This is a genomic window from Bacillota bacterium (assembly GCA_012842395.1).
Taxonomy (GTDB): domain Bacteria; phylum Bacillota; class SHA-98; order UBA4971; family UBA4971; genus UBA6256.
This window is the reverse complement of record DUSX01000027.1, coordinates 24,910-47,250: the sequence shown is the minus strand read 5'-3', so window position 1 is coordinate 47,250 and position 22,341 is coordinate 24,910. Positions and strand designations below refer to the sequence as shown.

Sequence of the window (22,341 nt, the reverse complement as noted above, 5' to 3'; positions counted from 1 at the left end):
AGGCGCCCTCACCGCGCCGGCTGACCGTGATATCCCATGGATTCGGATATCCTCGCAGCAGCCCGGCGGACCGCCTCGAGGTCCCGCTCGGGCGCTTCGCCGGTCCACATCACCGTGGGGACCAGCACCGCGAGCCCGGCTATGACCCTTCCCTCCATTCCAAAGACGGGCGCCGCTGCTCCCGATACCCCGTCCATGGTCTCATCTATCGCCGTGGCGTACCCGTTGCGTCGGATGCGCGCGAGCTCATCCAGAAACTCCTCCTCGGAAACAATGCTCCGGCTGCCCCGCTTTTCGAGGGGGGTCTTTGCAAGCACTCCCCTGACGTATTCCTCGGGCATGTACGCGAGGAGCAGCTTCCCAAGTATGCCGTAAGTAACAGGCCTCACCTGACCGATAGCCGATACAACCCTTAGCTCAGCCCTGCTGTCGCGACGGTCTATGTACACGAGCCGGTCTTCATACACGGCACCCATCAGCACCGTGCCAGACGTTTCGGAGGCCAGAGCGTCAAGGACGGGCTGGGCCTTTTCCCTAAGCGTGAATCCGGATAGAGCAACCGCGCCACCCTCAAGGAGCTTGAGCCCCGGTTGATAGCGGTTGCCCGTTCCAATGCTTCTCACCCACCTGCGCCGTTCCAGTATCTTCACCAGCCTGTACGCGGTAGCCAAGGGCAGGTGGGTGCTTTGGGCGATTTCAGTGAGCGTGAGCTCGCGCCGGTCAAAGTTGAAGCACTCCAAAATGTCGAGAGCGCGTTCAACCGCACGCACCGTCTTCACGCTGTCGTCCCTGTCGCCCTTGCTGGCGTCGCCCCTGGCGACCGTGCCGCCCGTGCCGGCATCGCCGGGTTCGCGGGCCGCTCCGCTCGAAGCACCAGCACGCTCCGCTTCAGCCTGGCGGTTCGCGTGAGCGTCCATCGCATTCACCTCTGCTTTCACGCTGTGAAAGCTGCTCTCATGCCGTGACAATGCTTTGCTTCTACGTGTTTCGGGAAAATCCTCTTTGAATTTTAGTTCCTGCGCAGCCATATGTTCCCATACAAGTCGTCTGTGCCGGCTTGCGCTCGGCGCCATCGAGAGGACGACAATGGCAACGGACTGCTGTTTTCAAAGTAGTTCTCCATGCCGGCCCGCGGGCGGCCTCATCCGACCACATCGAATGGAGAGGATGAAAACGGCAACCACCAACTATTCTCAAGGCAGTCATCCGTGGCGGCCAGCTGCCGCCGCCATCGAGGGGACGAAAACAGCACCCCACTCCCATTCTCGGAGCAGGGAATTAATACCGACGGCGGCCGCTGCAAGAGACTCGACCAAGAGAGCGTTCGGTAAGTGCGGACAGATGACGCAGGCCGGGGGTCCGGGCTGGCTGAACGTGGGTCAAGGGCATGTTGACGAGACGACGCGGCGCGAACGGGCGGGCGCGTTGTCGGCCGACCATGCGCCGACCGCGGAGGCGGCCCGTATTCTGGGGAGGCTAACGTGCGGCGCAGGCTAACGTGTAGAGGCGGGGCGGCGCGCGGGAGCGGACCGAGCTGGACGGGGAGGCCGAGCAGGCTTGGCCGGCTGAGCGGGCTCGGCGGGCTGCGCCGGTTGCGCCGGTTGGGGCGGTCGGGCTGGTTGAGCAGGGTGAGCAGGGTGGGCGGGTTTTGCCGGTCCAGTCGGCTTGGAGGACTTCGCTGGCCTTGAAGGCTTTGCAGACGCCGATCCTGAGGCCTTCGCGGGCTTCGCCGGCCCGGAGGGCTTGGACGCGGGCGAGGGCGATGGCGCGGGCGAAGCCGTCATCGCTACCGCACGCGTTCGGTCAGCCGGCGCCGCGGGCGCCGCCGACACGGGCCGCGCCTGCGCCACGACCCGGTGGACGATCGTCACTTTCCTTGCCTGCTCCACGGCTGCGGCGTCCACCTTGCCCTCGCCGGCGAGCTGGGACAGGATGGAGTCGTTCACCGAGACCTTCGTTACTAGCTCGAAGAGGTGCGGAGGCAGCACCCGTCGCAGCGACGGTATGTCGTACTCAACTCTCTTGGACTCGAGGTAACTGACCGTGCCGCGGTCCGTATCGAGCTGCCTCTCGCCTGTCTCCTCGAAGTACCGGACGAGGACCTCCTTGAGGCTGTCCTCCCTCTTCTCCAATTCTTTCCTGCGCTCGTTGACCTCGATGAACTCCTCCGCCACCACGCGGATGTCAGCGGCATCGTCCATAAGCGCCCGCCTCCGGTCGGCTCGTTCTCGCGGGACTAGTCCGCTACTACATATGAGCCGCCTCGACGGGATATTCCGCCTAGACTTCGAGAGCCCGGGGTTGCCACTTTGCGCGACCCCAGCGACTCTTTGCGAGCGTCGACAGGGCCGAGACAGCTTGCGGCCGCAAGGTTGCGGTCAGAAGGTGGCGATGACCTTCAGCGTGCCGGTGTAGGTATTGAACCCCTCGCTCATATCGCTGCTCACACCGCGGATGTACCCCAGGCTGAGCGAGGCCCGCCACGTGTCGCTGAACCGCCAGTCAACCCTCACGTCGGCTCTGGCCTTCGTCTCGTAGAAGTCCGCGTCGTTTTTCGTGCCGGACGTGCGCTCCAGTGACGAAGTGAGCGTGGTGGAGAGCTTTTTCCCCGGCGAGTATGTGAAGTCGTTGCCCACGCCGTACGTCACGAGGTCCGACCCGGCGTCACGCGTCGCGTTGCGCCAGCCGCTCAACACGTCGGTCGAGGCCTCGCTGACCGACCAGCTCAGCCGCATCGCGGACGCCAGGGACGTCGACCTCCTCTCGCCCAGGGTCGGGCTGGTGTGGGAGGAGTCGCGCCACGTGGTCTCCGCGCTCGGCGTAAGCCTTGGGAGGCCAGTGTACGTCGCGGTCGCCGACACCTCGCTTGCAGTGCTGACCTTCTCTGACTCGCGATAGGCGGTCTCAGTCCGCCTGAGCCTCAAGTCCGTGCGCCAAGCGGCTAGCTCCCCGCGCAATCTTGCGTCGCCCGCGAGCACCGTGCGCGCTTCCCCGCGGATGGGCTCGAGGTAGTCCCAGCTCACGCCCCCAGACGGTGTGAGCTTCAGCGCACGGACCTGGAATGTATCGAAGGTCGCCCGTGCCACGGCGCGCCTCTGAACCCGGGTCTCATCCTGCGGGACGTCGGTGCGCGAGTACTGGGACAGCTGCACGTTCAGCCGTGCGGGCCCCAGCTTGTCGGCCCATGACAGCGTGCCGCCGACGTCGCGACTCCCCTTCTCGCGCCCGTCCGAAGCGACCACACGCACGGGAAACCGATAGTACAGCCTCAGCGTGACCGTCTCAATGGGCGTATAGGTGACGTCGCCTCTGACGCTGTGGGCGACGTACGAGCTCGCGGGCTTCTCGTAATCGTCGTAGATGGTCTTTTCGTACCCGGCGCCGAGGGTGAGCCGCGTCGCGGCGAGGCTCTCACGTACCGTGACGGAGTAGGTCGTCCGCTGGGCCTCCAGCCCCTCCCGGACGGCCCGATCCATCCGCTCAAGGGTGTAAGCCAGGTCCACCTCGGGACCGAAGTCCCAAGAGATGCCCGCCGAGTCCGTCGTTACCGTGAGAAGACCGTCGTCCCCGGCCACGGACCCCGAACCTGCCCCGGATGCGGACCCGGCATCGCCATCGTCATCGTCGCCGGGGGTGATGTCCGCAGGGCGCGTGGCCCGGCTGGCGTGCTCCACGCGTGCGGTGAGATTCGGCCACACCGGGTACGAGCCACCCACCTTGAACTGGGTGAGGTCCTGGCGCCCCCGTCCCCCCACCGGGAGGAACGTGGGCTCCACCCGCTCGTAGCTCGCGTAAGCCTGCCCCACGCCGACGTCGAATGTCGCCCCGAAGGCGCCTGCGAAACCCGTGTAGGTATGCTCGCCCGCAGGGACGTCCGCGTACCTGTGTTGGTCCTCGCCGGAGATGCCCGTAGTGCTTTGGGGATACTCGGCAAAACTCTCGTACGGCCGCGCGGCTCTCCAGATGGAGAGGCGATAGAATTCGTCGGCCTCCTCCCCCGCCCAGACCGCGTCTTCCACGGCGGGCACCCCACCCGCGCCCGTCACGGCCGTGATGACGCGGCCGGCTGTCGCAGCCACGCGCTCCGGCACAGAGCCGCCGTCGTCACCGTTGCCGCCATTGCCGCCGTTGCCATCGTACCGGTAGAGCCCGTCCGCCCCGCCCAGCCACAGCGCACCGCCGGCGGCGCGGACCGCATTCCACTCCATGCCCTCGGTGCCCGCAAGCACCCGCCACTCGCCGTCGGGCTCGCGTCTGAAGCGGACCCCGGAGTCCGTCGCGACGTACACGTCCCCGTCCCCTACGGGGGAGGCCAGCGTCGCGATCTCCATGACGGCCGCACCCTCAAACTCCCTTACAAACCTCCCGGTCGTCACATCGAATGACATGAGGCCTTCAGGGGTGCCCACGTAGAGATCGCCTGTAACCTCGGAGACCGCAAGGTCCGTGATGACCTCGCTTATCATCTCGGGGTTCGACCCCTGGTCGAATACCTCCCAGCTCTCGATGGTCCCTGTCGCGGCGCTCGCCATCGCGAGCCCGGCGTCGGTGCCCACCCACACCCGGCCACGAGCCGCGTCATCGTCCACCGCGACCGATAGCGTGTTCGAGCTGGGCAGGCCATCGCTCTCGTAGTAGCGGCGCCAGTTCTCTACGCGGTCGAAGGGCGCCTCGTGCCCCGGCCCGACCCTGGCGTCGAGCGTCGTCAGCCCCGACTCCGTTGCGAAGAACCATAGCCCGGACGATTCGGATGCGGCCATGTCGAAGACGGTCCAGCCCGCAAGGCCCGACGCGGGCGAGTACTGCCGCCACTTGCCGTCCGCGAGGCTGTACGAAGTAAAACCGTTCTGATGCGCGAAGAGCACGTATTCGCCGCCGGCGTCATCAGTGGCGAAAAGCGCGTCGTTTATGCGGTTGGACGTGTTCCTGCGGCTGTTGTCGTCGTATGGAAAGACCTCGTGGCTGTACGCGAGGTCCGCGTCGACGCTCAGCCGCCCGGCTTTTAAGTCGGCGGACACCCCCGCCACGGTGTGCGTCCCGGGCATGGTGCGCGCCCGGTCCGACCCGACGAGAGGCGTCGCAAGGTCCTGCGCCCGTATGACGTCCGCCGCGAGCTTGAGGCCGGGCGAAGGCTGCCAGGCAACGGACCCGCCGTAGAAGATGCGCTTGTATTCCACGGGCACCCCGAGCCCGCCCACGAAGTACTCATAGTCGACCTTCACGACGTCCTGGGGACCCACCTCGCGGAGCATGAACAAGACCCCGGCCTCGTAGTCGATGGTGTAGTCCACGTCCCTCGTGAGAAGCTCGCCGTTGAGGTAGACCCGCTCGCTGCCCTGGGCTACGGAAATACCGAGGGTGTAGACGTTGCCAGTGACAGAGTAGGAGTATCCAACACGGATCTCATCATAAGCCTCGGGCGCGCCCGCGGGGAAGGAGAACTCCACTACGCCCTGATCGTAGTAGACCGTGTAGGAGAGCCCCGGCACGGCGTCGGCGTCGGTGTACGTCCCAGAGGCGAGGACGTCGACCCGGACGGACTCGATATCTATCCGCTCGTGGCCAAGGAGGTAGAACCTGCCGGTCGAGTAGCCCGCAAGCGCATTATCGAGCACCTTCGTGGCGGACTCGGGGAGCCCCGCGACGAGCCACGAATGGTCGCGGCAAAGCTCTTCGAGGAAGGCTTCCTCGGAGTCGCTGCCCACCACGAAAGGATACACCTTCTGGTCCACCCCGGTGAGGCGGTTCTTCGTGTTGTACTCCCCGATGAGGTCGCGGACCTCGTCGCGAAGCACATCAAGAGCCTCGCGCCTCAGGACCAGGTGGTCGCCGTCAGCGGCGGTCACGACGGTGTACTTGCCTCGGTCGAGCTCCCTCAGATCGCCCGAGGCTACGACGCCGTCGTCGTCATCGGACTCGCGGTAAAGGTAGGCCATGTCATAGTTCGTAAGGAGATCGAGGAGGGTGCGCCGCGCGCCGGGAACCGCGTCGTCCAAGCGCAGCTCGACCTCCATGAAATCGGGATCGAACGAGCCGGACAGGCGGTACGATTCCGCGCCGCCCATGGAGGCCACGAGCACGGCGCCCTCGCGAGTAGGAGCGTAGGGACCGTCGTGCCTGAAGACGGTGGTGTCGCTGCTGGACGCGCCCTTGAACGTCTTCGAGGCCGGGATGCCCTTGACCTGCCCGACGATGGCCCCGAGGGTGAAGTCGTCGAGCTTCGCGGAGACCTGCACGCCACGCAGCGTGAGGCGGCGCGCGACGTAAGGGTTCGCGGTCGCGTAGGCGAAGTCGCCGAATCGCCCGGAGATGGTCTCGTTCGAGAAATCTATGCGCACGAGCTGGAGGTTGCTTGAACTATAGTTGTCGAGGGATGCGGTCACGCTGAAACCGCCAGGAAGCTGGCCTGATATCGAGAGCCGCAGGGTCTGGGACGCGATCAGCGTGTTGATGGCGTATCCCTGCAGGCCCTTGAGGCCCTCCGGATCGCCCGCGGCGTAAGTCGCGGACCAAACGGCTTCGCCGGACACGTCGAGGCCCGCGCCGACCTCGGCCGCCGCCGCACCGCACCCTCCCCAGGCCCACGCGCACGTCCAGGCCCAGGCGGCCGCCGTCATCAGCGTCACCAACACGGCGCGGCACGCCAACGTGCTTAACCCCTTTGTCGCCCCTGACTCCTTCATCGCGGCGCGCTCGATCCACCTCATCCAGCCCCACCCCCACATGAGGCCGCGGTCTCCGCGGCGCCCTCGGTCCGGATCTGCGGTCGCCCGGTCATCCCTGCGTCCCTGGGCTTCACTGGGCGCAAGCCCCGTTTACGGCCCCCGCTCGGTTGAGAGATCGCCGAGCCAAATCGCAGCGCGTCTTCGGTCGCGCAGGAGGACACACCGGCACGCTCTACCTAGGGAAGGCGGGGGCGTCTTGTGTGAGCGCCCCCGCCCGCTGCGGCAGCGGAGACTCAATGCCGCCGCGCGTCAGAACTTGATGCCTATGGACAGCCTGTGCATGTCCTGGAGCGTCTCGTGAGTCTGGTACGCGTAGTCAAACTGGAACATCTGGTACTTGAACCCGAGCCCCGCGGTGAACGACATGTGTCCTTCCTGGAACACCGCCCCGGCCCTCAGCGCGAACGGCGACAGGAGGTATTCTCCTCCCAGGTGGAACGCGCCGCTAGTGTCGTAGTCCGCGGCGACAGTCACGTTTTCTTGGAGCGTGGCAGCCGCCCCGACGGCGAACGTCCTCTCAAAGGCGTCGCTCGTGCTGTTGGAGTACCTGACCGATCCAAGGAGATTGCGGCCGACGGCACCGACGCTGAAGCCGTCCGCCTGGTAGAGAACTCCCACGTCGCACGTCAGCCCCGACCCCGTGAGGTCCGGCAGGGACTGACTGTAGTACTTGACGGTCCCACCCAGGTGAAGGCCGCGATATGTGGTCGCGGCAGAGGCCATGAGCGCGGTCTCGCCCACGGTGTACACCTCGGTGGGGTTTGCATACTCGTCGGTCCCCTGAACGCTCGCCCTCAAGCTGAGTAAGGCGGCGCCGAACTTAGGCTGCGCGTACGCCAACCCCAGGTAGCCTGCGACCCCGAGCTGGTTTGTATAGAAGGAGGTCACGTTCTTGCCGTCCAAAGCGGCAAGGCCTGCGGGGTTGTAGTAGACGCACGTGGCGTCGTCCGCAACTCCGACGAACGCGCCGCCCATGCCCATGGCGCGCGCGCCCAAGCCGATATCCATGAACGCTGCTGTGCCCACAGGCTCGCCCTGGGCCATGGCCCCCGAAGCGGGGACCACGGCCAAGAGGCAAGCGAGGATAACCGTTGCTAGTCGCGATCTTCGCATTTCCTCGCCCCCATTCGGCTGAACTTCTTTACGTGATGTGACTGTGACCTACCGCCTTATGATGAGACGTATGGGGTCTGACTTGAGCCCGCGCTCCGTGACCAGGATCGCGACGTACAGGCCGTTCGCCAGATCCCTCCCTGCATCGTCCACAAGCGACCATTCGGCAGCGCCGGACCCGGCAGCAAGGTCTGCACTGTACACCAGTCTCCCGGCGATGTCGTATATGAAGAGCGTTCCGTCATCCGGGATATTGTAGTAGAACGTCACTTTGCTCGACGCAGGGTTCGGGCCCGCCAGGAGCATGTTTGTTCCTACCACAAGGGTGGTCTCTTCGGCGGCTACGCCTGTGGCCCCCTGCGGGTCGGTCGCGCTCACCCTGATGAGTGCCTTGCCGCCCTTCTTGACCCCGGCGCCATCCCAAGCGTACAAGCCGTCGTTCGCCTCGCCATCGGCTATGAGCGTCCAGGTGGCCCCTTCATCCATCGAGTACTCAATGCGGATCGTGAGCCCATCGTCGGGACCGTCGGGATCATGAGCGGTCCATCCGATGTCGACGCCTCTGCCATCAGCGCATACCGCGCTCTCCGGGACGCTCACCGTGACGACCGGGACCTCGTTCAGGAGGAGCCAGTTGTACGCCCTCGAAAGGAGCGTAGCTGCCACGCTCTGCTCACCGGCATCCTGCCTAGAAGCATCGACGGGTATCAGCGCGCTGCCGGGGACCACCTCCAGCGGGAACGCGAGGAAGACCACCTTGTACCCATCGCCCGTCTGGCGCAGCGCCCTGTAGGTGCCGTCTGGCGCGGTGAATATGCCGACGGCGTCGGCGTCAGGGTATATCTCGTCGATCCAATTGTAGTCGGACGGGATATCAGCAGCTTCGAAGTTCACCTCGAACGACAGGCCGTCGGTGATGGGGTCTCCCTCGACTCCGGTGAACACGTCCTCAGGCTCGCTCTGGACGTCGGAGTTCGCGTCGGCGACGTGGAGGTACTTGATGACGAAGTCGTCCGGATTGGTGAAGTTCATCCCCACTCCGTAGATGAGCTCCTGGCCCGCGATGAAGAGCCTTCCGCCCTTCTTCAGGTACTGCTTGAGGGCCGCAACCTGACCGGGCGACGGGTAGTCGACTAAGCCGCAGTTCCAGACGATCATGAACTGCTCAGCTCCGGGAGCAAGCAAGCCGCCGCTGATGACGTCATCGGGCAGGACGTAACGGTACGGCACCCCCGCCTCCTGCATGACCGGTTCGATATAGTCCCGGGTCGTGTCCAAGTCAAAGGCATTGCCATCGCCGTCCACAAGGAGGACGGTCTCGCGTGACTCAACCGCCACGACGGTGAGCGAACGCGACGCCGACTGGCTGGCGCTGTCGGTTGCCGTGAAGGTAACGGTGTACACTCCCGGCTCGGCGTACACGTGAGTGGCGGACATGCCTGCAGCAGGCGGCGTGCCGTCGCCGAAGTCCCACTCGCCGGCGATATCGCCCTCAGCATCGTGCGCAGCGGCGGTGAAGGTCACCTCGAGAGGCGCCACACCGACCTGGACGTTGGCGGAGACGCTCGTCACGGCCGGCGGGAGGTCCTCGCCGGTATCCTCGGCGGTGAGGAAGCGAAGGATCCTGTCCATCAGAACGGTGGAGTTGTTGGGCTCCGGCGCGTCCGAAGGCACCGCCTCAAACGGGAATCCCAGGAACACCACGCGGTACACGCTGTCCGCGTATCTCACGGCTACGGGGATTGCGGGATCCCCCTCCGCAGCAGGAGGAACCTCGAAAATGCTGACCGCACCGTTGCGGGGTATCACTCCATCGACGAATCTTCTATCGTAGGAGCCTGGATACTCGAGGGTGATATCCATTCCATCGGACACCGGGTCAGCCGCCTTGCCCAGGACCTCATTCACTCCGCCCGCGTAGTACCAGTAATCTAGCAAGTCCTCCGAGGGCTCGACGTGGAGGTATTGGGCCACGAAGTCGGGGCCCTTGTCTCCGGAGATGAGGTCGTAGAGTATGTCGTATCCGGAAAGGAACAGCCGGCCGCCGTTATCAAGGTACTGCGAGAGGAACGCCTGGTCGGCTGCGAGCAGGGTTCCACTGTACGCCTCTCCGCAGTTCCAGATGATGGGGTTCGGAATGTCAGTTGGAAAGCTCGCCACAGTGGACGCGGTCGCCCGCAGAAACGGCCTTTCCAGACCCGCCAATGCCTGCGTGAAGAACTCGTCGTAGTCCATGCCCTCGTCATCGTCCACGAAGAGGACGGTGTCAGGGTTCGCGGCAACGACACCGATGGTAGCCGTGGACTCGTTGCCGCGGCTATCCACCACGTGGAAGGTCGCAGTGTACGAGCCTTCCTCAGTGTACGTGTGCGTCGCGGTCGCCGCATGGACCGGCGCGCTTCCGTCTCCAAAGTCCCACCACTGGTCCGCGATGGGCGCAGCGTCCAGCGTGCCTGGCCTGGAGCTGGCTGAGGCGCTGAACGTCACCGTAAGGGCCCCCGGAGCGCCGTACATCCGGTCCGCGTGCACCTCGTGGATGGCGGGCGGCCAAATGCCCATCAAAGCGTTGTAGGCGTTCAGCCGACCCCCGGTGAGCACCTTGCCCACAAAGGCGGGACGCACGTCTGAGGAATTCAGGATCATGTCCTTGATGGTGATATCGCTCTCATGCCAGCCAACCGCCCCCTTGTACTGAGGAACGTTGGGATACTTCCCCACAAGAAGTGCAACTACTCCTGAGACGTGCGGTGTTGCCATCGACGTTCCACTTAGCCAGACATACGCCGAACTAGCGAGGTCTGCAAGGCTGGGGCTGGTTGAATAAATCAACGAGCCAGGCGCCGCGATGTCGACGGACTCGGCTCCCCAGCAGGAAAATGATGCCATCTCGTCATTCCAGTCAGTGGCAGCCACAGCTATTATGTTCTCGGAAACGTACGAAGACGGGTAATGCGGTGTCACATCATTGTCAGTAGCGGAGTTACCGGCTGCACACACCGCCAATATACCTGATGCCTCGATGGCCTCTCGGAGCGCTTTGCCGTAACCGCCACCGCCCCAGCTGTTGCTGGTCAGACTGGCTCCCATGCGGGCGGCGTAATCGAAGGCTTTGATTGCGTCAGAGTCGTAACCGTACCCGTTCTCCCCGATAAACTTCAGGGCCATGATTTTCACGTTAGCCTTCCATGCAACGCCCACTACCCCTACCCCGTTGTTGCCTAGAGCAGCAACGGTGCCGGAAGTGTGGGTCCCGTGCATGTCAGCAGGATAACCGTATGGATCAACTAGCTCATCATAAACGGTATTGTCATCATGGACGAAGTCCCACCCGTGGATGTCGTCCACAAACCCGTTATTGTCGTCATCCTCGTCATTATTAGGAATCTCTCCCTCATTAACCCACATGTTTTCTGCGAGGTCCGGATGATAGTACTGGACACCTGTGTCAATGATGGCTACAACAACTGGCTGGTCGCTGTCAAATGACGCCCACGCTTCAGGCGCGTCAATATCTGCGTCGGGACGGCCGGCATAGCCGGCTCTGAAAGTCTGCCCAGTGTTGTGTAGACCCCAGAGACGACCGAAGTACTCATCGTTTACTGGTGGCTCGTCGCCCTGATAAGCATAGCGCTTCCAGTTCGGCTCCGCGTACTCGACGCTGGGGTTCTTCTCGTAATACGCAACCGCCTCTTCAACCGAGATTCCCTTCGAGGGGTCGAGCTTGACGCGGTACACAGGCACCTCGTTGGGAAGAGTGATCGTCTCCGCCACGACCGCGCCGATGCCTCGCGTGAGTGTCTCGACGGCTCGAGATGTTGCCTCCAGCCTCATCTTCGAAGGAAAAGCCTCGATCCTCGGGCGCACCAGCACCTCGCCCTCGGCGTACTCAGCCTGAGGCGCGATTTGCTTCACCTCAACCACAGGAAAATCGGGACCCTGCCGGTCTCCTGGCCCCGCCGCTTGGGCGCCCGCTCCCATGACAAAGCAGACGACAAGAGCGCAGACCAGACCCATGTGTGCCAATCTGTCGAACGGTCTCAACACACGTCCCCCCCTTTTCGCTCATTCGACCGGCGCGACGCCAGGCTCCCCACTTGAGACCCCGGTTCTCTCTCGCGTCGCAGGCACTAATGCACCATGCCATGTTTTGCTCAGAGTTCTTACCCGCAGTATCCCGGCGCCGCACATCGGGTCGCGTTGCGGTGGCCCCGCACAGGCATCACTCGGCATCACTCGGCATCACTCGCCCCTTGTAGCATGGACGAGGACGAGCTTAGCGAGCTAGCGCTACGCGAGCTAGCGCCACGCGCGAGGCACGAGATGAAGCTGCCTGTGGTCCATCCGCCTGAGCGCCGTCCGTCCGTTCCGGCACACCTGCACACCTGCGAGAGGGGCTCCGCGGGACGCTCGCGGTACGCGTAGGTCGCACTGGCAGTAAGTGGCCGAAACATTCGGTCGCTGCGGCACACCTCACCCCCTCTCAATGAAGCATGCGCACGTCATCCCGGAGGTGGCTTCCCCTCGGCGGCAGGTTCCCCCCTTGAGGATCCGGGGAGAGGCCACGTGACATGACGCCACGTCGCATGACAGCGTAGGATACACCTAAGCCGCTTGCGCCTCGGGGAACCCTGGCGCCTTGGGGAACATAGGATCGTTGAAAGCTGATTCACTCGGAGTGTTAGGGAAAACTCCTGCGAAAGCAGGTGCAGAAAGGCAGAGTCCACTGGTAGTCTGAGGCGAGACCGTTGACCTTCCCTGGCAGCCGCCAGAATTTGCGACCCCGGTGGCCGCGTCGGTAACCGCGTCGGTAACCGCGTCGGTAACCGCGTCGGTGACCGCGTCGCGGACCCCAGCCGCGCTGCAGCGACATTATGTAGAGCAGTTCAACAGCCTCTTTAGCTGACGCTTACCACCACGACGACGAATCAATCGTTGTCATGTCTGAAAGCCACTATTCGACGCGGCCCGCTCTCTTCCTTCCAATGTACAGAAATTTCCGAAATGCGCAGCTTGGCCCCGGTCTACCGCGAGAGCGGCATCTGGGGTCGTCCGGTTCCGAAGAGCGCTTCCGCGTTCCGGCTGGTGGCAGCGGCGACTTCGCCGACGTCGAGGCGCTTCAGCCTGGCAAGCTCGCGGGCCACGAGCACAACGTACGCAGGCTCGTTTCGCTTACCGCGGTGAGGGACGGGGGCGAGATAGGGGCAGTCGGTTTCAAGAAGGATCCTATCCAGAGGGAGACGGGCGACTAGGTCGCGCAGGGCCGTGGCATTGGGGAAAGTGAGGGTGCCGCCCACTGAGATGTAGAAGCCCATATCGAGGACGGCGCGGGCCAGCTTCCAGTCGCCGGAAAAGCAGTGCATGACTCCACAAGCCTCCTCGGCTCGCTCGGACTTGAGGATGGCAAGGGCGTCCGCGTGGGCCTCGCGGTCGTGGACTACGATCGGAAGGCCGACCTCCTTGGCAATTGATATCTGGGCCGCGAAGGCCCGTCGCTGTTGGTCGCGGGGGGAGAAGTCGTAGTGGTAGTCCAGGCCGATCTCGCCGATGGCGACCACCCCTGGCTCGCGCGCTAAGGTCCGCAGCTCGTCGAGCGCCGCGTCCGAGGCATCTTTAGCCTCGTGGGGGTGGACGCCGACGGCCGCGAGAAGGCCAGGGTATCGCCGCACGAGCTCCAGCGCGGTCCGGGAGGTGGGGAGGTCGGAGCCAACCTCCACGACAGGCCATACGCCCGCGGCTTTCGACCTCGCTATCACAGCGTCGAGGTCATCGCGGAACCGCTCGTGTTCGAGATGGGCGTGAGTATCGATCATCTGGATGACACCGGGTTCATGAGGCAATCACGTCACCTCCACGCCTGTTCTGGACGGCCGCCAGCTCCGAAAAGGGGCGACAAGGGAAAAGGCGGCGATTAGCACCTTCATCCATTGAGTGTGAGTGGTCGGAGTGGTCGCGGCAGCAGGCGTCCGCGGACGACAATGCGGCACGGGTGCGCGGCACCCAGCATCGGGCACACGGCATACTGCATTTAGTGAGGCGCCTCCCGTTCCGGGCGTCACGCGCGCGATGCGGCGCGTGACGTCCATCACTTGTGAAGCCCTTCCCCTTCCCGACGTCACGCATCAGGGAGCCATTGGTGACGGACAACATCCTTCTGGCTTCACACATTCCCAGCGTCACAAGTCTCTCCCGCGGAGTTCTGAGCGTCACGCCTGGCGCCCGATTCGTGACCAGTGTCACCCGGCGGATCGCACTCGCCACCCGTGGCAATCGTCCCCCGCAAGGTGTTCCGCATAGCACCCGTCGACCTGGAAAAGGTGATGAGCATCACGCGCCCGTCCAGAAGTGCGTCCCATACCAACCTTCCGGCCCGTCGCGTGCCGCACATCACGAGTCCAACCTCATCCTTTCCACACATCAGCGGTCCGAGATGACGTGCGCCACAGGTCACACTTTGTGCCGCACCTGTTCTCCACATCACGTCACGCGCCGCTCTTGCGCCTTCCCCTCTCGCCGCCCTGATAGCCCCCTGATAGCCCTCTCACGGCCTTCACTGACCTCAAGCTGCTCCGCGGCCTTCACGGGCCACGGGCGGGCTTGACAGCCCTCGGAACCTCTAGGCCGTCGCCGCCTTGGCGACTGCGCCCGCCAGGGGATAGGGCAGCGATTGACTCACCCTCACATGGCGCCCCAGCGCACCTTCCTCACATACCGACCCTAGCGCACCTTTGAGCCTAGCGGCAACTCCCGGTCGGTTGTGACCACCGCCAGGCGCGATGTGTCGGGCGTGGACCCGGCGAGCAGCATGCCCTGGGAGACTATGCCGCGGATCTTCGCGGGCTTGAGGTTAGCCACCACGACTATTTGTTTGCCTACGAGCTCTTCAGGAGCGTAGTGCTTGGCGATCCCCGCCACGATCTGGCGCTTCTCCGCCCCAAGGTCTATATCGAGCCTGAGAAGCTTGTCTGCGCCCTCCACCCTCTCCGCCGCCAGGACTCTCGCCACGCGCAGGTCGAGCCTGGCGAACTCCTCTATGGACACCAAGTCGCCCGGACCCGCAGGTGGCGCTCCGGCGCCTTTCCCGGTTTCTTGGTGCTGTTGCTGTGGCTGCGGCTGTGGTGCCCTCTGCGATGTCGTCCCAGGCCCTTCGGCTTTCTGTTCTTGTCCGGTCATGCCCGCGACCTCCTTCTCGCCCTCTTTTTTCTTATCCCGGGCAAGCTCCGCGAGGCGGAACTCGCCCCGGCTCAGGTCCGAGGTCTCCACGTCGAGCCTTGGGAAGAGCGGCCCGAGGCGCTTCACCCGCGCGCCCTCCACGAACCGTGCCACGTCCAGCGTGCCCGTCTTCCACCTCACGCTGTGCAGGGGCGCCGCGTCCTCCAGGCCCAGTGACATCCAGATCCGCGCCGCCGCGCCCGGGATGAACGGGCTTGCCATGACCGCCACTCTCGCGAGCGCGTCCGCGAGCCCGAACATGACCGTGGCGAGCCGGCCCCGTCGCCCCTCCCGCGCGAGCGCCCACGGCGCCGCCTCGTCGATGTACTTGTTGGCCCCGCCCACAAGGCTCCATATCTCGCCCAGCGCGCCCGTGAGATCGAGCGACTCCATGAGCTTGTAGGCGCGCTGCGCCGCGCGCGTCGCCAGGTCCGCCAGCTCCCTGTCGTGCGCCTCGTATTCCCCCGGAGCCGGCACGCGGCCCTCGAAGTACTTCTCCACCATGGCGCACGTTCTATTGAGCAGGTTGCCGAGATCGTTGGCCAGGTCTGCATTGTAAGTCTCGGCGAGGCCTTCGTACGAGAAGTCGCCATCCTGCCCGAACGGGACGGCCTTCATGAGGTAGTAGCGAAGCGCATCGGCGCCAAGGCTGTCGGCGAGCCTGACCGGGTCCACCACGACTCCCTCGGACTTGGACATCCGCGCGCCCTTGACCGTCACAAACCCGTGGCCGAAGACCGTCTTCGGGAGCGGGATGCCCGCGGCCATGAGCGTAGCAGGCCATATCACGCAGTGGAACCAGGTGATGTCCTTGCCGATGAGATGGAGGTCGGCGGGCCACCACTTCCCGAAGTGGTCGGTCCCGGGCACGTACCCTGCCCCGGTGAGGTAGTTGATGAGGGCATCGAACCACACGTAGACGACCTGGTTCGGGTCGATCTCCTCAGGGAACGGCACCCCCCATGCCAGGGTTGAGCGGGAGATGCTCACGTCCTGCAGCCCCTCGCGGATCCTGTTCACCACCTCGTTTCGCCTGGTTTCCGGGAGGATGAACTCCGGATGCTCCTCGATATGACGCAGGAGTGGCTCCTGGAACTTCGAGAGGGCGAAGAAGTAGTTCTTCTCTTCAACCCACTCGGGCTCGCGGCTGGGATGGAGGGGACAACGCCCGTCTACAAGGTCCTTCTCCTCCACGAACCTCTCGCAGGACACGCAGTAATGGCCCGAATAAGTGCCCTGGTAGATGTAGCCACGCTCGTTGGCCCGACGCACGATGTCGCGGACCGTGGCGATGTGGTCCTCGTCGGTCGTTCTGATGAAGCGGTCCGGGCGGATATCCAGCTTATGCCAGGCTCTTTCGAAGAGCCCGGCCATCCTGTCGCAGAACGCCTTGGGCGCCATGCCCTGCTTTTCGGCCTGCCGAGCCACGTTGAGGCTGTGTTCGTCGGTGCCGGTGAGGAAGAAGGTATCGTACCCGGCCAGCCTCTTGAAGCGGGATATCACGTCGGCCGCGATCTTCTCGTACGCGTGGCCGAGGTGCGGCTCGCCGTTTACGTAGTCTATGGCTGTGGTAAGATAGAACTTTTCCACGTGGAACACAACACCCCCTATAGCAAAATGCCTCTCGCCCCGTTCGGAAGGCGGATGCCTTCACGTGGGGCGAGAGGATATCATCTCGCGGTACCACCCAACTTCGCCGGGGCCTTGCGGCTCCGACCTCAAGAGGCACGGCGGCAAGCAGGTAACCATGTAAGGAGATCCGCGGTCTTGGCGAGCCGCATGCCCCGGCGCTGTAACGGGCGCCCGTTACGATCCATGGTCTGGCACGATGACCTATTGATCGCCCGGCGATCGGACTACTCAGAGGGATGGGACGCACGCGAAGACGCGCGCTGGAACACGCACGGTGGCCCTGCGCTGGCCTCCCACGCTGGTCACTGCCCTCTTTTCGTCCCGCGGCTCAGGGGCCATGTTCGGCAAGCCCCACGCGCCGGCTTTCACCTTGACCGCCGGCTCTCTACGGCAGAAGGCCTGCTTACTCGTCCCCATCATCGCCTTTGACTTCTTCGCACGCCATCACGGCGCAGTCGGCTTTGTCGAATGGTTAAGGGAATGAAACGTCTTGTCTCATATTATCCTGAGCCCTCACCCCGTGTCAAGCCCAAAGCGATGCCGCCCCAGTGATATGCTTCCCCGCGTCGCATCGAGACAGATCGCAACCTCCTCACTGGACTGGCCAAGGTCAACGACACGTCTCGACCCCGTGATACGACCGTCCCGGGCCCCGGGGACCATGGGAAACGGGCGAGTGACCGAGCCGGCGCGTTACGCTCTCACGTAGCGCCAACTGTGCCAAAATGGCAGCTAATAGAGCTTATTTTGCTAGATAAGGTAAAAACTCTTAAGGGAGCCTTGACTTGCCTTGGAAAATAAAGTATAGTGTGTAAGGAGGTTGTCGAAGCCTGGAGGGAGCTTTCAATACGAAAGAGGGAGCTGACAGACATGAAATCAACGGGGATTGTTCGGAAAGTCGATGAGCTAGGTCGCGTAGTAATTCCAATCGAGCTTCGCAGGACGCTCCAAATCGCAGAGAAGGATGCCCTCGAGATCTACGTTGACGGCGAGAAGATCATACTGAAGAAGTATGAGCCTGCCTGCATTTTCTGCGGGAACGCCGACAACATTAGGGTGTACAAGGACAAGAACATCTGCCGCGATTGTCTGGAGGAAATGAAGGGCCTCATCTAGGAAAGAGGCCCTGCCTTTCTCCCCGAGGACCCCATCTCCCCGTTGCGCCGTCCTCGGGGCGTCGCAAGCTTGACAAGCTTTAGGCGAGGCAAGGAGGGGGGACGGCGTCTATTTCGCGTCGTCGCCCCCTGTCTTTGTGTTCCCGGAACGTCGTCCCGGGGCGTCCGGTGCGTCCAGCACTATAGTTACTTCGCCCTTTACTCGGGCGCCTTCAAACAGGGCGGCAACCTCACCCAGGGCGCCCCGGACGACCTCTTCGTGCACCTTCGTGAGTTCGCGGGCGACCGCGACCCTTCGCTCGCCCCCCACAGCCTCAGCAAGGTCCGAGAGAGTCTCAGCGACCCTGTACGGGGACTCGTACAGGACGACCACCCTATTCTCCCCAGCGAGCCGCTGGAGCGCCTCGCGACGTTTCCGCCCCTTCCTAGGCAGGAACCCCACGAATGTAAACTCCGTCGCGCAGAACCCCGACACCACGAGAGCCGCCACCGCTGCCGACGGCCCAGGGATAGGCACCACAGGGATGCCTTTGGATATCGCCTCCTTGATGAGGTGAGCGCCAGGATCTGACACCACGGGCGTCCCTGCGTCAGATACCAGGGCGACATCACCCCCGCCCAACAGGACCTCGATGATCCGCGCCGCCTGGGCACGCTCGTTGTGTTCGTGGCAGCTCACCATTCTGGCTGCGATGTCATAGTGCGCCAGGAGCTTTCGCGTCTGCCGTGTATCCTCGGCGGCGATCAGGTCCACCGCGCGTAAGATCCTGAGCGCCCTCATCGTTATGTCCTCGAGGTTCCCGATCGGAGTCGCGCACACGTACAAAGTGCCGGTGGCCCGGCCCTCCGGCGCGGTGGCCTCCGGTGTCGCGGTTCCCGGTCCCGGCCGCCCCGTGCCCGTCGCCGCCGCTGCCGATCGCCGCGGGCGCGTCTCTCCAGAGCATCCCGCGTTCGCGTCAGGCCTCTGCCCTGCGGGCCCTGTCATCTCCACGATCCTCACCTGTCAACCACGCCCTCCGGCGGCCTAGCCCCGCCTTTGGCCTCACACATCCTTGCCGTCTTCACCCTGTTCGGACCCGGACGCGTGACGAGCGCCGTCCGGCGCCTGTCCCGCCTGACGCGGCGGCGTCGGCGTCCTTCGACGGCGCCTCGCACCCCGACGCCTCACGCGCGAGCCACCACGCCCCGGCCCCGCCTTCGGGCCCGCCGCCGTCCTCGGGTCCTGCTCGCCTCCCGGCGCGGCATCCTGCCTGTGCGGTGTTCCGGGCACTCCGGCTCCAGAGGACGCGTCCGCGCTTCCGCTCCGGGCCAGCCCTCCGCTTTGGGCCTCGCCTCCGCTCTGGACCGCGCCTCCGTCCTCTTCGCGGCCCGCCCGCCCCCCGCTGCCCGGCCCCGGGTGCGGGTGTGCCGCGTCTGGCCCCGCCGCCGCAGGCGAACGCGGTCGGCCCGTTTCCTGCCCGGGCCGGCTGCCCGACCTCCACCGGCGCCTGGCGGCGCGACGTCTAGGACTCACCGGCTTCACGAAATTCGCGGCTTGCCCGCTAGTGGCACGCGCGATTCCCGCAGCGCTCACCGCCCCAACCTCTACTGAAGCGGACGCAGTGCCGGCTCGTTCCGCGGCGGCCGCGACATCGGCGTGCGCGGAGGGGGGAACCGGCTGCTCGCGCCCGTCCCCCGCCCGGTACCCGGGCGCTGCCGCGCCGCGACGGTGGTCCCTGCCCTCGCGGCGCTCATTACCTTCGCGCCGCCCGCCCCGCTCGCCACGGCGCCTCCGCGGGTCGGCGGAGTCGCTCGCTCCGGGCGCAACCGCCGCGCCGGCTCGAGCGCGGGGCTGGGCTTTAGCGTGCACGTTCGCGCGTGCCTCGGCGGCAGCTCGATCCTGAGCCCCGGTTTCACCGCGGGCCTGAGCTTGACCGCGCGCACGAGCCTCAGGCTGGCCGCCCGCGGGCGGTGCTGCGGCACCGCCCCTCACCCCGGGTGCGTCGACCTCGTGGACCTGGGCCTCAACCTCTCCGCCGACCGCACCGGCCGCACCGGCCACGCCTGCCGTGCCTCCCACGGCTGTCGCGGCTGCCTGTGGGCCGCGTGCCCCGGCACCCGTCTCCATCTCGGCCCATGTCTCGCTCCGAGTCTCGGTCGCCGTCTGAGCCGCCGTCTCAGTCTCAACCTCAATCTCACTCTCAGCCTTAGGCTCAGTCCCGGTCTCCGTCTCGGTCGCCTCAAGCTGCCCGGCTTCCTCGCACGGGACGCACGGGGCACACGGCCCGCTCCACCTGCTCGTCACGACAGGATAGCGAGAGGCGCCGTTTTGTCGGCGGACGTCCACGTGCACTATCTTGCCGTCCTCCATCTTTACGCACGCGATTCCCTTGAGGACGTCGAGCTCCGTGATCTTGCCCCTGCCCACCTCGGTGTCGATCTCACTTCCAACAGGGGGCAGCGCCTGGCGCAACGTCTTGTAGACCTCGTGCTCGTACTTGAGACAGCACATGAGCCGGCCGCATATGCCCGAGATCTTTGTGGGATTCAGCGAAAGGTTCTGGTCTTTGGCCATGCGGATGGAGACCGGCTCGAAATCCCGCAGGAACGTAGCACAGCAGAGCGGCCGGCCGCAGGGGCCGAGGCCGCCGATCATCTTGGCCTCGTCACGCACGCCTATCTGCCGGAGCTCAATGCGGGTTCTGAATACGCCGGCGAGGTCCTTCACGAGCTCGCGGAAATCCACGCGCCCGTCAGCCGTGAAAAAGAAGATGATCTTGCTGCCGTCGAACGTGTACTCCACGTCAACGAGCTTCATCGGCAGCCCGTGGGCCGCGATCTTCTCGAGGCAGATCTTGAACGCCCTGCGCTCTTTCTCGCGGTTCGCGTCCACCACCAACTCATCTTCAGGGGTGGCCTTGCGGATCACCTTCTTGAGCGGCTGGGCCACCTCCTCGTCCGGCACGAGCCTGGGCTCCCCGACCACTTCGCCGCACTCGAGACCACGGACCGTCTCCACTATGACTTTGTCGCCGTCAGAAAGCTCCATGTCACCGGGGTCGAAATAGTACACTTTCCCCGCGTTCTTGAACCTCACGCCGACTACGTTTATCATCGGCAATAATCTCCTTCCGCAAATCCGGCGTGCCACGGAAAACACACCGTCCTGCTGCCGTGCGCGGGGGTGCTCCGTTCGCGCATCGCGCGCCCCCCACGACCGGGACTGGCAGCGTCGCGCGCACCCGCATTGCGCGCCGCTACATGGCACGCCCCTGGGGCCTGCGGCGCCTCTTAAGTGTGAAAAACATCGCCTCGAGGGCGAGGCGCATGTTCGCGTTCTTCCTGACCCGGCGCCGCGTCTCCTCTATTTCGTCGATCGTCTCCACGAGCTCGGGCACGCTGCGCTCGGCGGCGTCCCGCGCCAGCTCGGACAGCCTGCCCGCCGCCCTCCCCCCGCCCGCGAGCCCAACATCGCCCGTGCTCTTGAGGACCAGCGCATCCCTGAACCAAGCCGCCGCCTCCACCAGAGCCGCCTCGAGCCACTGCCTTGGCTCCAGCCTCGCGTCGGGACCGGTCGCGGCGCCCCCGGGCTCGCTCTCCCCTGGTTCGCCTACTGCTCCAGACCCCGCTTCCGCTCCCGCTTCGGCTCCCGGTTCGGCTCCCACTTCCGCTGCCGCTCGCGTCCCCGCGCCTGCACCTATACCTGCACTTGCACTTGCACTTGCACGCGCACTCGTGCCCGTCCCTGCCCCTGTGCGTGCTCCCCCGCCTGCCCGGGCCAGCTTCTCAAAGGCCTCGGCAGCCTCGAGCACCTCGAGCGGGGACATCGCGCCGGCGCGACGGACGGCGTCCACGAAAGCCCGAAACATGTCCCCCTCATCATCGCCTCCGCCCCCGTTCGGGACGCGCACGCGGACGCGGACAAGCTGGCACCTGGATCTCACAGTCGGGAGCAGCCCGGCGAGGTTCGTGCATACCAGGATCAGCACGGCCCGCTCAGGGGGCTCCTCAAGCAGTTTGAGGAGGCTGTTCTGGGCCTCCGTCGTCATCTTCTCCGCGCCCTCGATGATGATCACCCGGAAGCCCCCGTCGCGCCGGGGCTTCAGGCTCATCTCCCTTTTCACGTCGCGGACCTGGTCGATCTTCACAGACAGGCCGTCGGGGGCGATCAATCTCACGTCAGGATGGTTCGCATCGGCAACCAGCCGGCACGAGAGACACTTCCCGCACGCGCTGTCTCCCGAGGGTGCCTCGCAATTGAGCCGGCGGGCGAACGAGAGCGCGGCCGCGGTCGCGAGGTCCCCCCCAGAGCCTGCCCCGCCGCCGTCCACGGGCTCCGCGAAGGCCGGGTTGAACGCCGCGAAAACGTAAGCGTGCGACACCCTGCCCAGCGCCAGCGCCCCCGCGAGCGCGCGGCTCACGCGCCCGACCGAGAGGTCCGCCATCGCGACAAGTCGCTGGACGCGCGACGCCTGTGCCTGTCCGCCGCCGGCGCCCACCCCGCCGGGTAGGTCTCGGGCGGACGTGCCGCCCGTGGTAGTCGCCCGCTTCCGTTTCCCTGAAGCCAC

The 22,341-nt window shown here is 65.0% G+C and carries 12 protein-coding genes; 1 reads left to right on the top strand and 11 read right to left on the bottom strand.

Translation table 11 applies throughout. The annotated features are described in order from the left end of the window. Positions 1 to 8: 8 nt before the first annotated feature. The 8 genes from GX515_08125 to GX515_08090 form a co-directional block, all read right to left on the bottom strand. Positions 9 to 938, bottom strand: a complete 930-nt coding sequence (locus tag GX515_08125; GenBank protein HHY32965.1) for an IclR family transcriptional regulator — start codon at positions 936 to 938, stop codon at positions 9 to 11. Positions 939 to 1,493: 555 nt separating this feature from the next. Continuing rightward, the gene (locus GX515_08120; protein ID HHY32964.1) at positions 1,494 to 2,201 is read right to left on the bottom strand and encodes a hypothetical protein; all 708 of its coding nucleotides are present in this window, start codon (positions 2,199 to 2,201) and stop codon (positions 1,494 to 1,496) included. A gap of 177 nt (positions 2,202 to 2,378) precedes the next feature. After that, positions 2,379 to 6,707 carry a hypothetical protein gene (locus tag GX515_08115; protein HHY32963.1) on the bottom strand — a complete coding sequence of 1,443 codons (4,329 nt, stop codon included), beginning with the start codon at positions 6,705 to 6,707 and terminating at the stop codon, positions 2,379 to 2,381. A 267-nt stretch (positions 6,708 to 6,974) separates the two neighbouring features. Beyond that, complete coding sequence (locus tag GX515_08110; GenBank protein ID HHY32962.1) at positions 6,975 to 7,838, bottom strand: conjugal transfer protein TraF; 864 nt, start codon at positions 7,836 to 7,838, stop codon at positions 6,975 to 6,977. 48 nt (positions 7,839 to 7,886) lie between these two features. Further along, entirely contained in the window at positions 7,887 to 11,879 is a 3,993-nt protein-coding gene (locus tag GX515_08105) for a S8 family serine peptidase (protein ID HHY32961.1), read from the bottom strand. Positions 11,880 to 12,859: 980 nt separating this feature from the next. Then, the gene (locus tag GX515_08100; GenBank protein ID HHY32960.1) at positions 12,860 to 13,648 is read right to left on the bottom strand and encodes a TatD family hydrolase; all 789 of its coding nucleotides are present in this window, start codon (positions 13,646 to 13,648) and stop codon (positions 12,860 to 12,862) included. Positions 13,649 to 14,552: 904 nt separating this feature from the next. Then, a complete protein-coding gene (gene metG, locus GX515_08095; GenBank protein HHY32959.1) occupies positions 14,553 to 16,637 on the bottom strand; it encodes a methionine--tRNA ligase in 2,085 nt (694 codons plus the stop codon). Between the two features lie 270 nt (positions 16,638 to 16,907). Further along, positions 16,908 to 17,099, bottom strand: coding sequence for a hypothetical protein (locus tag GX515_08090; protein ID HHY32958.1), 192 nt, complete (start codon positions 17,097 to 17,099; stop codon positions 16,908 to 16,910). A 450-nt stretch (positions 17,100 to 17,549) separates the two neighbouring features. Here GX515_08090 and GX515_08085 point away from each other — a divergent pair, with 450 nt between their 5' ends. After that, a complete protein-coding gene (locus GX515_08085) occupies positions 17,550 to 17,795 on the top strand; it encodes an AbrB/MazE/SpoVT family DNA-binding domain-containing protein (GenBank protein ID HHY32957.1) in 246 nt (81 codons plus the stop codon). A gap of 108 nt (positions 17,796 to 17,903) precedes the next feature. Here the strand turns inward: GX515_08085 and rsmI are convergent, their stop codons facing one another. The 3 genes from rsmI to GX515_08070 form a co-directional block, all read right to left on the bottom strand. After that, complete coding sequence (rsmI, locus tag GX515_08080) at positions 17,904 to 18,794, bottom strand: 16S rRNA (cytidine(1402)-2'-O)-methyltransferase (GenBank protein HHY32956.1); 891 nt, start codon at positions 18,792 to 18,794, stop codon at positions 17,904 to 17,906. Positions 18,795 to 18,836: 42 nt separating this feature from the next. Beyond that, positions 18,837 to 20,888 carry a hypothetical protein gene (locus GX515_08075; protein ID HHY32955.1) on the bottom strand — a complete coding sequence of 684 codons (2,052 nt, stop codon included), beginning with the start codon at positions 20,886 to 20,888 and terminating at the stop codon, positions 18,837 to 18,839. 142 nt (positions 20,889 to 21,030) lie between these two features. Further along, entirely contained in the window at positions 21,031 to 22,341 is a 1,311-nt protein-coding gene (locus tag GX515_08070) for a hypothetical protein (GenBank protein ID HHY32954.1), read from the bottom strand.

Bases quoted from the DNA above. Each gene is read 5' to 3' on its own strand.
- GX515_08120 (HHY32964.1), bottom strand. From the start codon at position 2,201: ATGGACGATGCCGCTGACATCCGCGTGGTGGCGGAGGAGTTCATCGAG.
- GX515_08115 (HHY32963.1), bottom strand. From the start codon at position 6,707: ATGAGGTGGATCGAGCGCGCCGCGATGAAGGAGTCAGGGGCGACAAAG.
- GX515_08110 (HHY32962.1), bottom strand. From the start codon at position 7,838: ATGCGAAGATCGCGACTAGCAACGGTTATCCTCGCTTGCCTCTTGGCC.
- GX515_08100 (HHY32960.1), bottom strand. From the start codon at position 13,648: ATGATCGATACTCACGCCCATCTCGAACACGAGCGGTTCCGCGATGAC.
- GX515_08090 (HHY32958.1), bottom strand. From the start codon at position 17,099: ATGATGGGGACGAGTAAGCAGGCCTTCTGCCGTAGAGAGCCGGCGGTC.
- GX515_08085 (HHY32957.1), top strand. From the start codon at position 17,550: ATGAAATCAACGGGGATTGTTCGGAAAGTCGATGAGCTAGGTCGCGTA.
- GX515_08075 (HHY32955.1), bottom strand. From the start codon at position 20,888: ATGATAAACGTAGTCGGCGTGAGGTTCAAGAACGCGGGGAAAGTGTAC.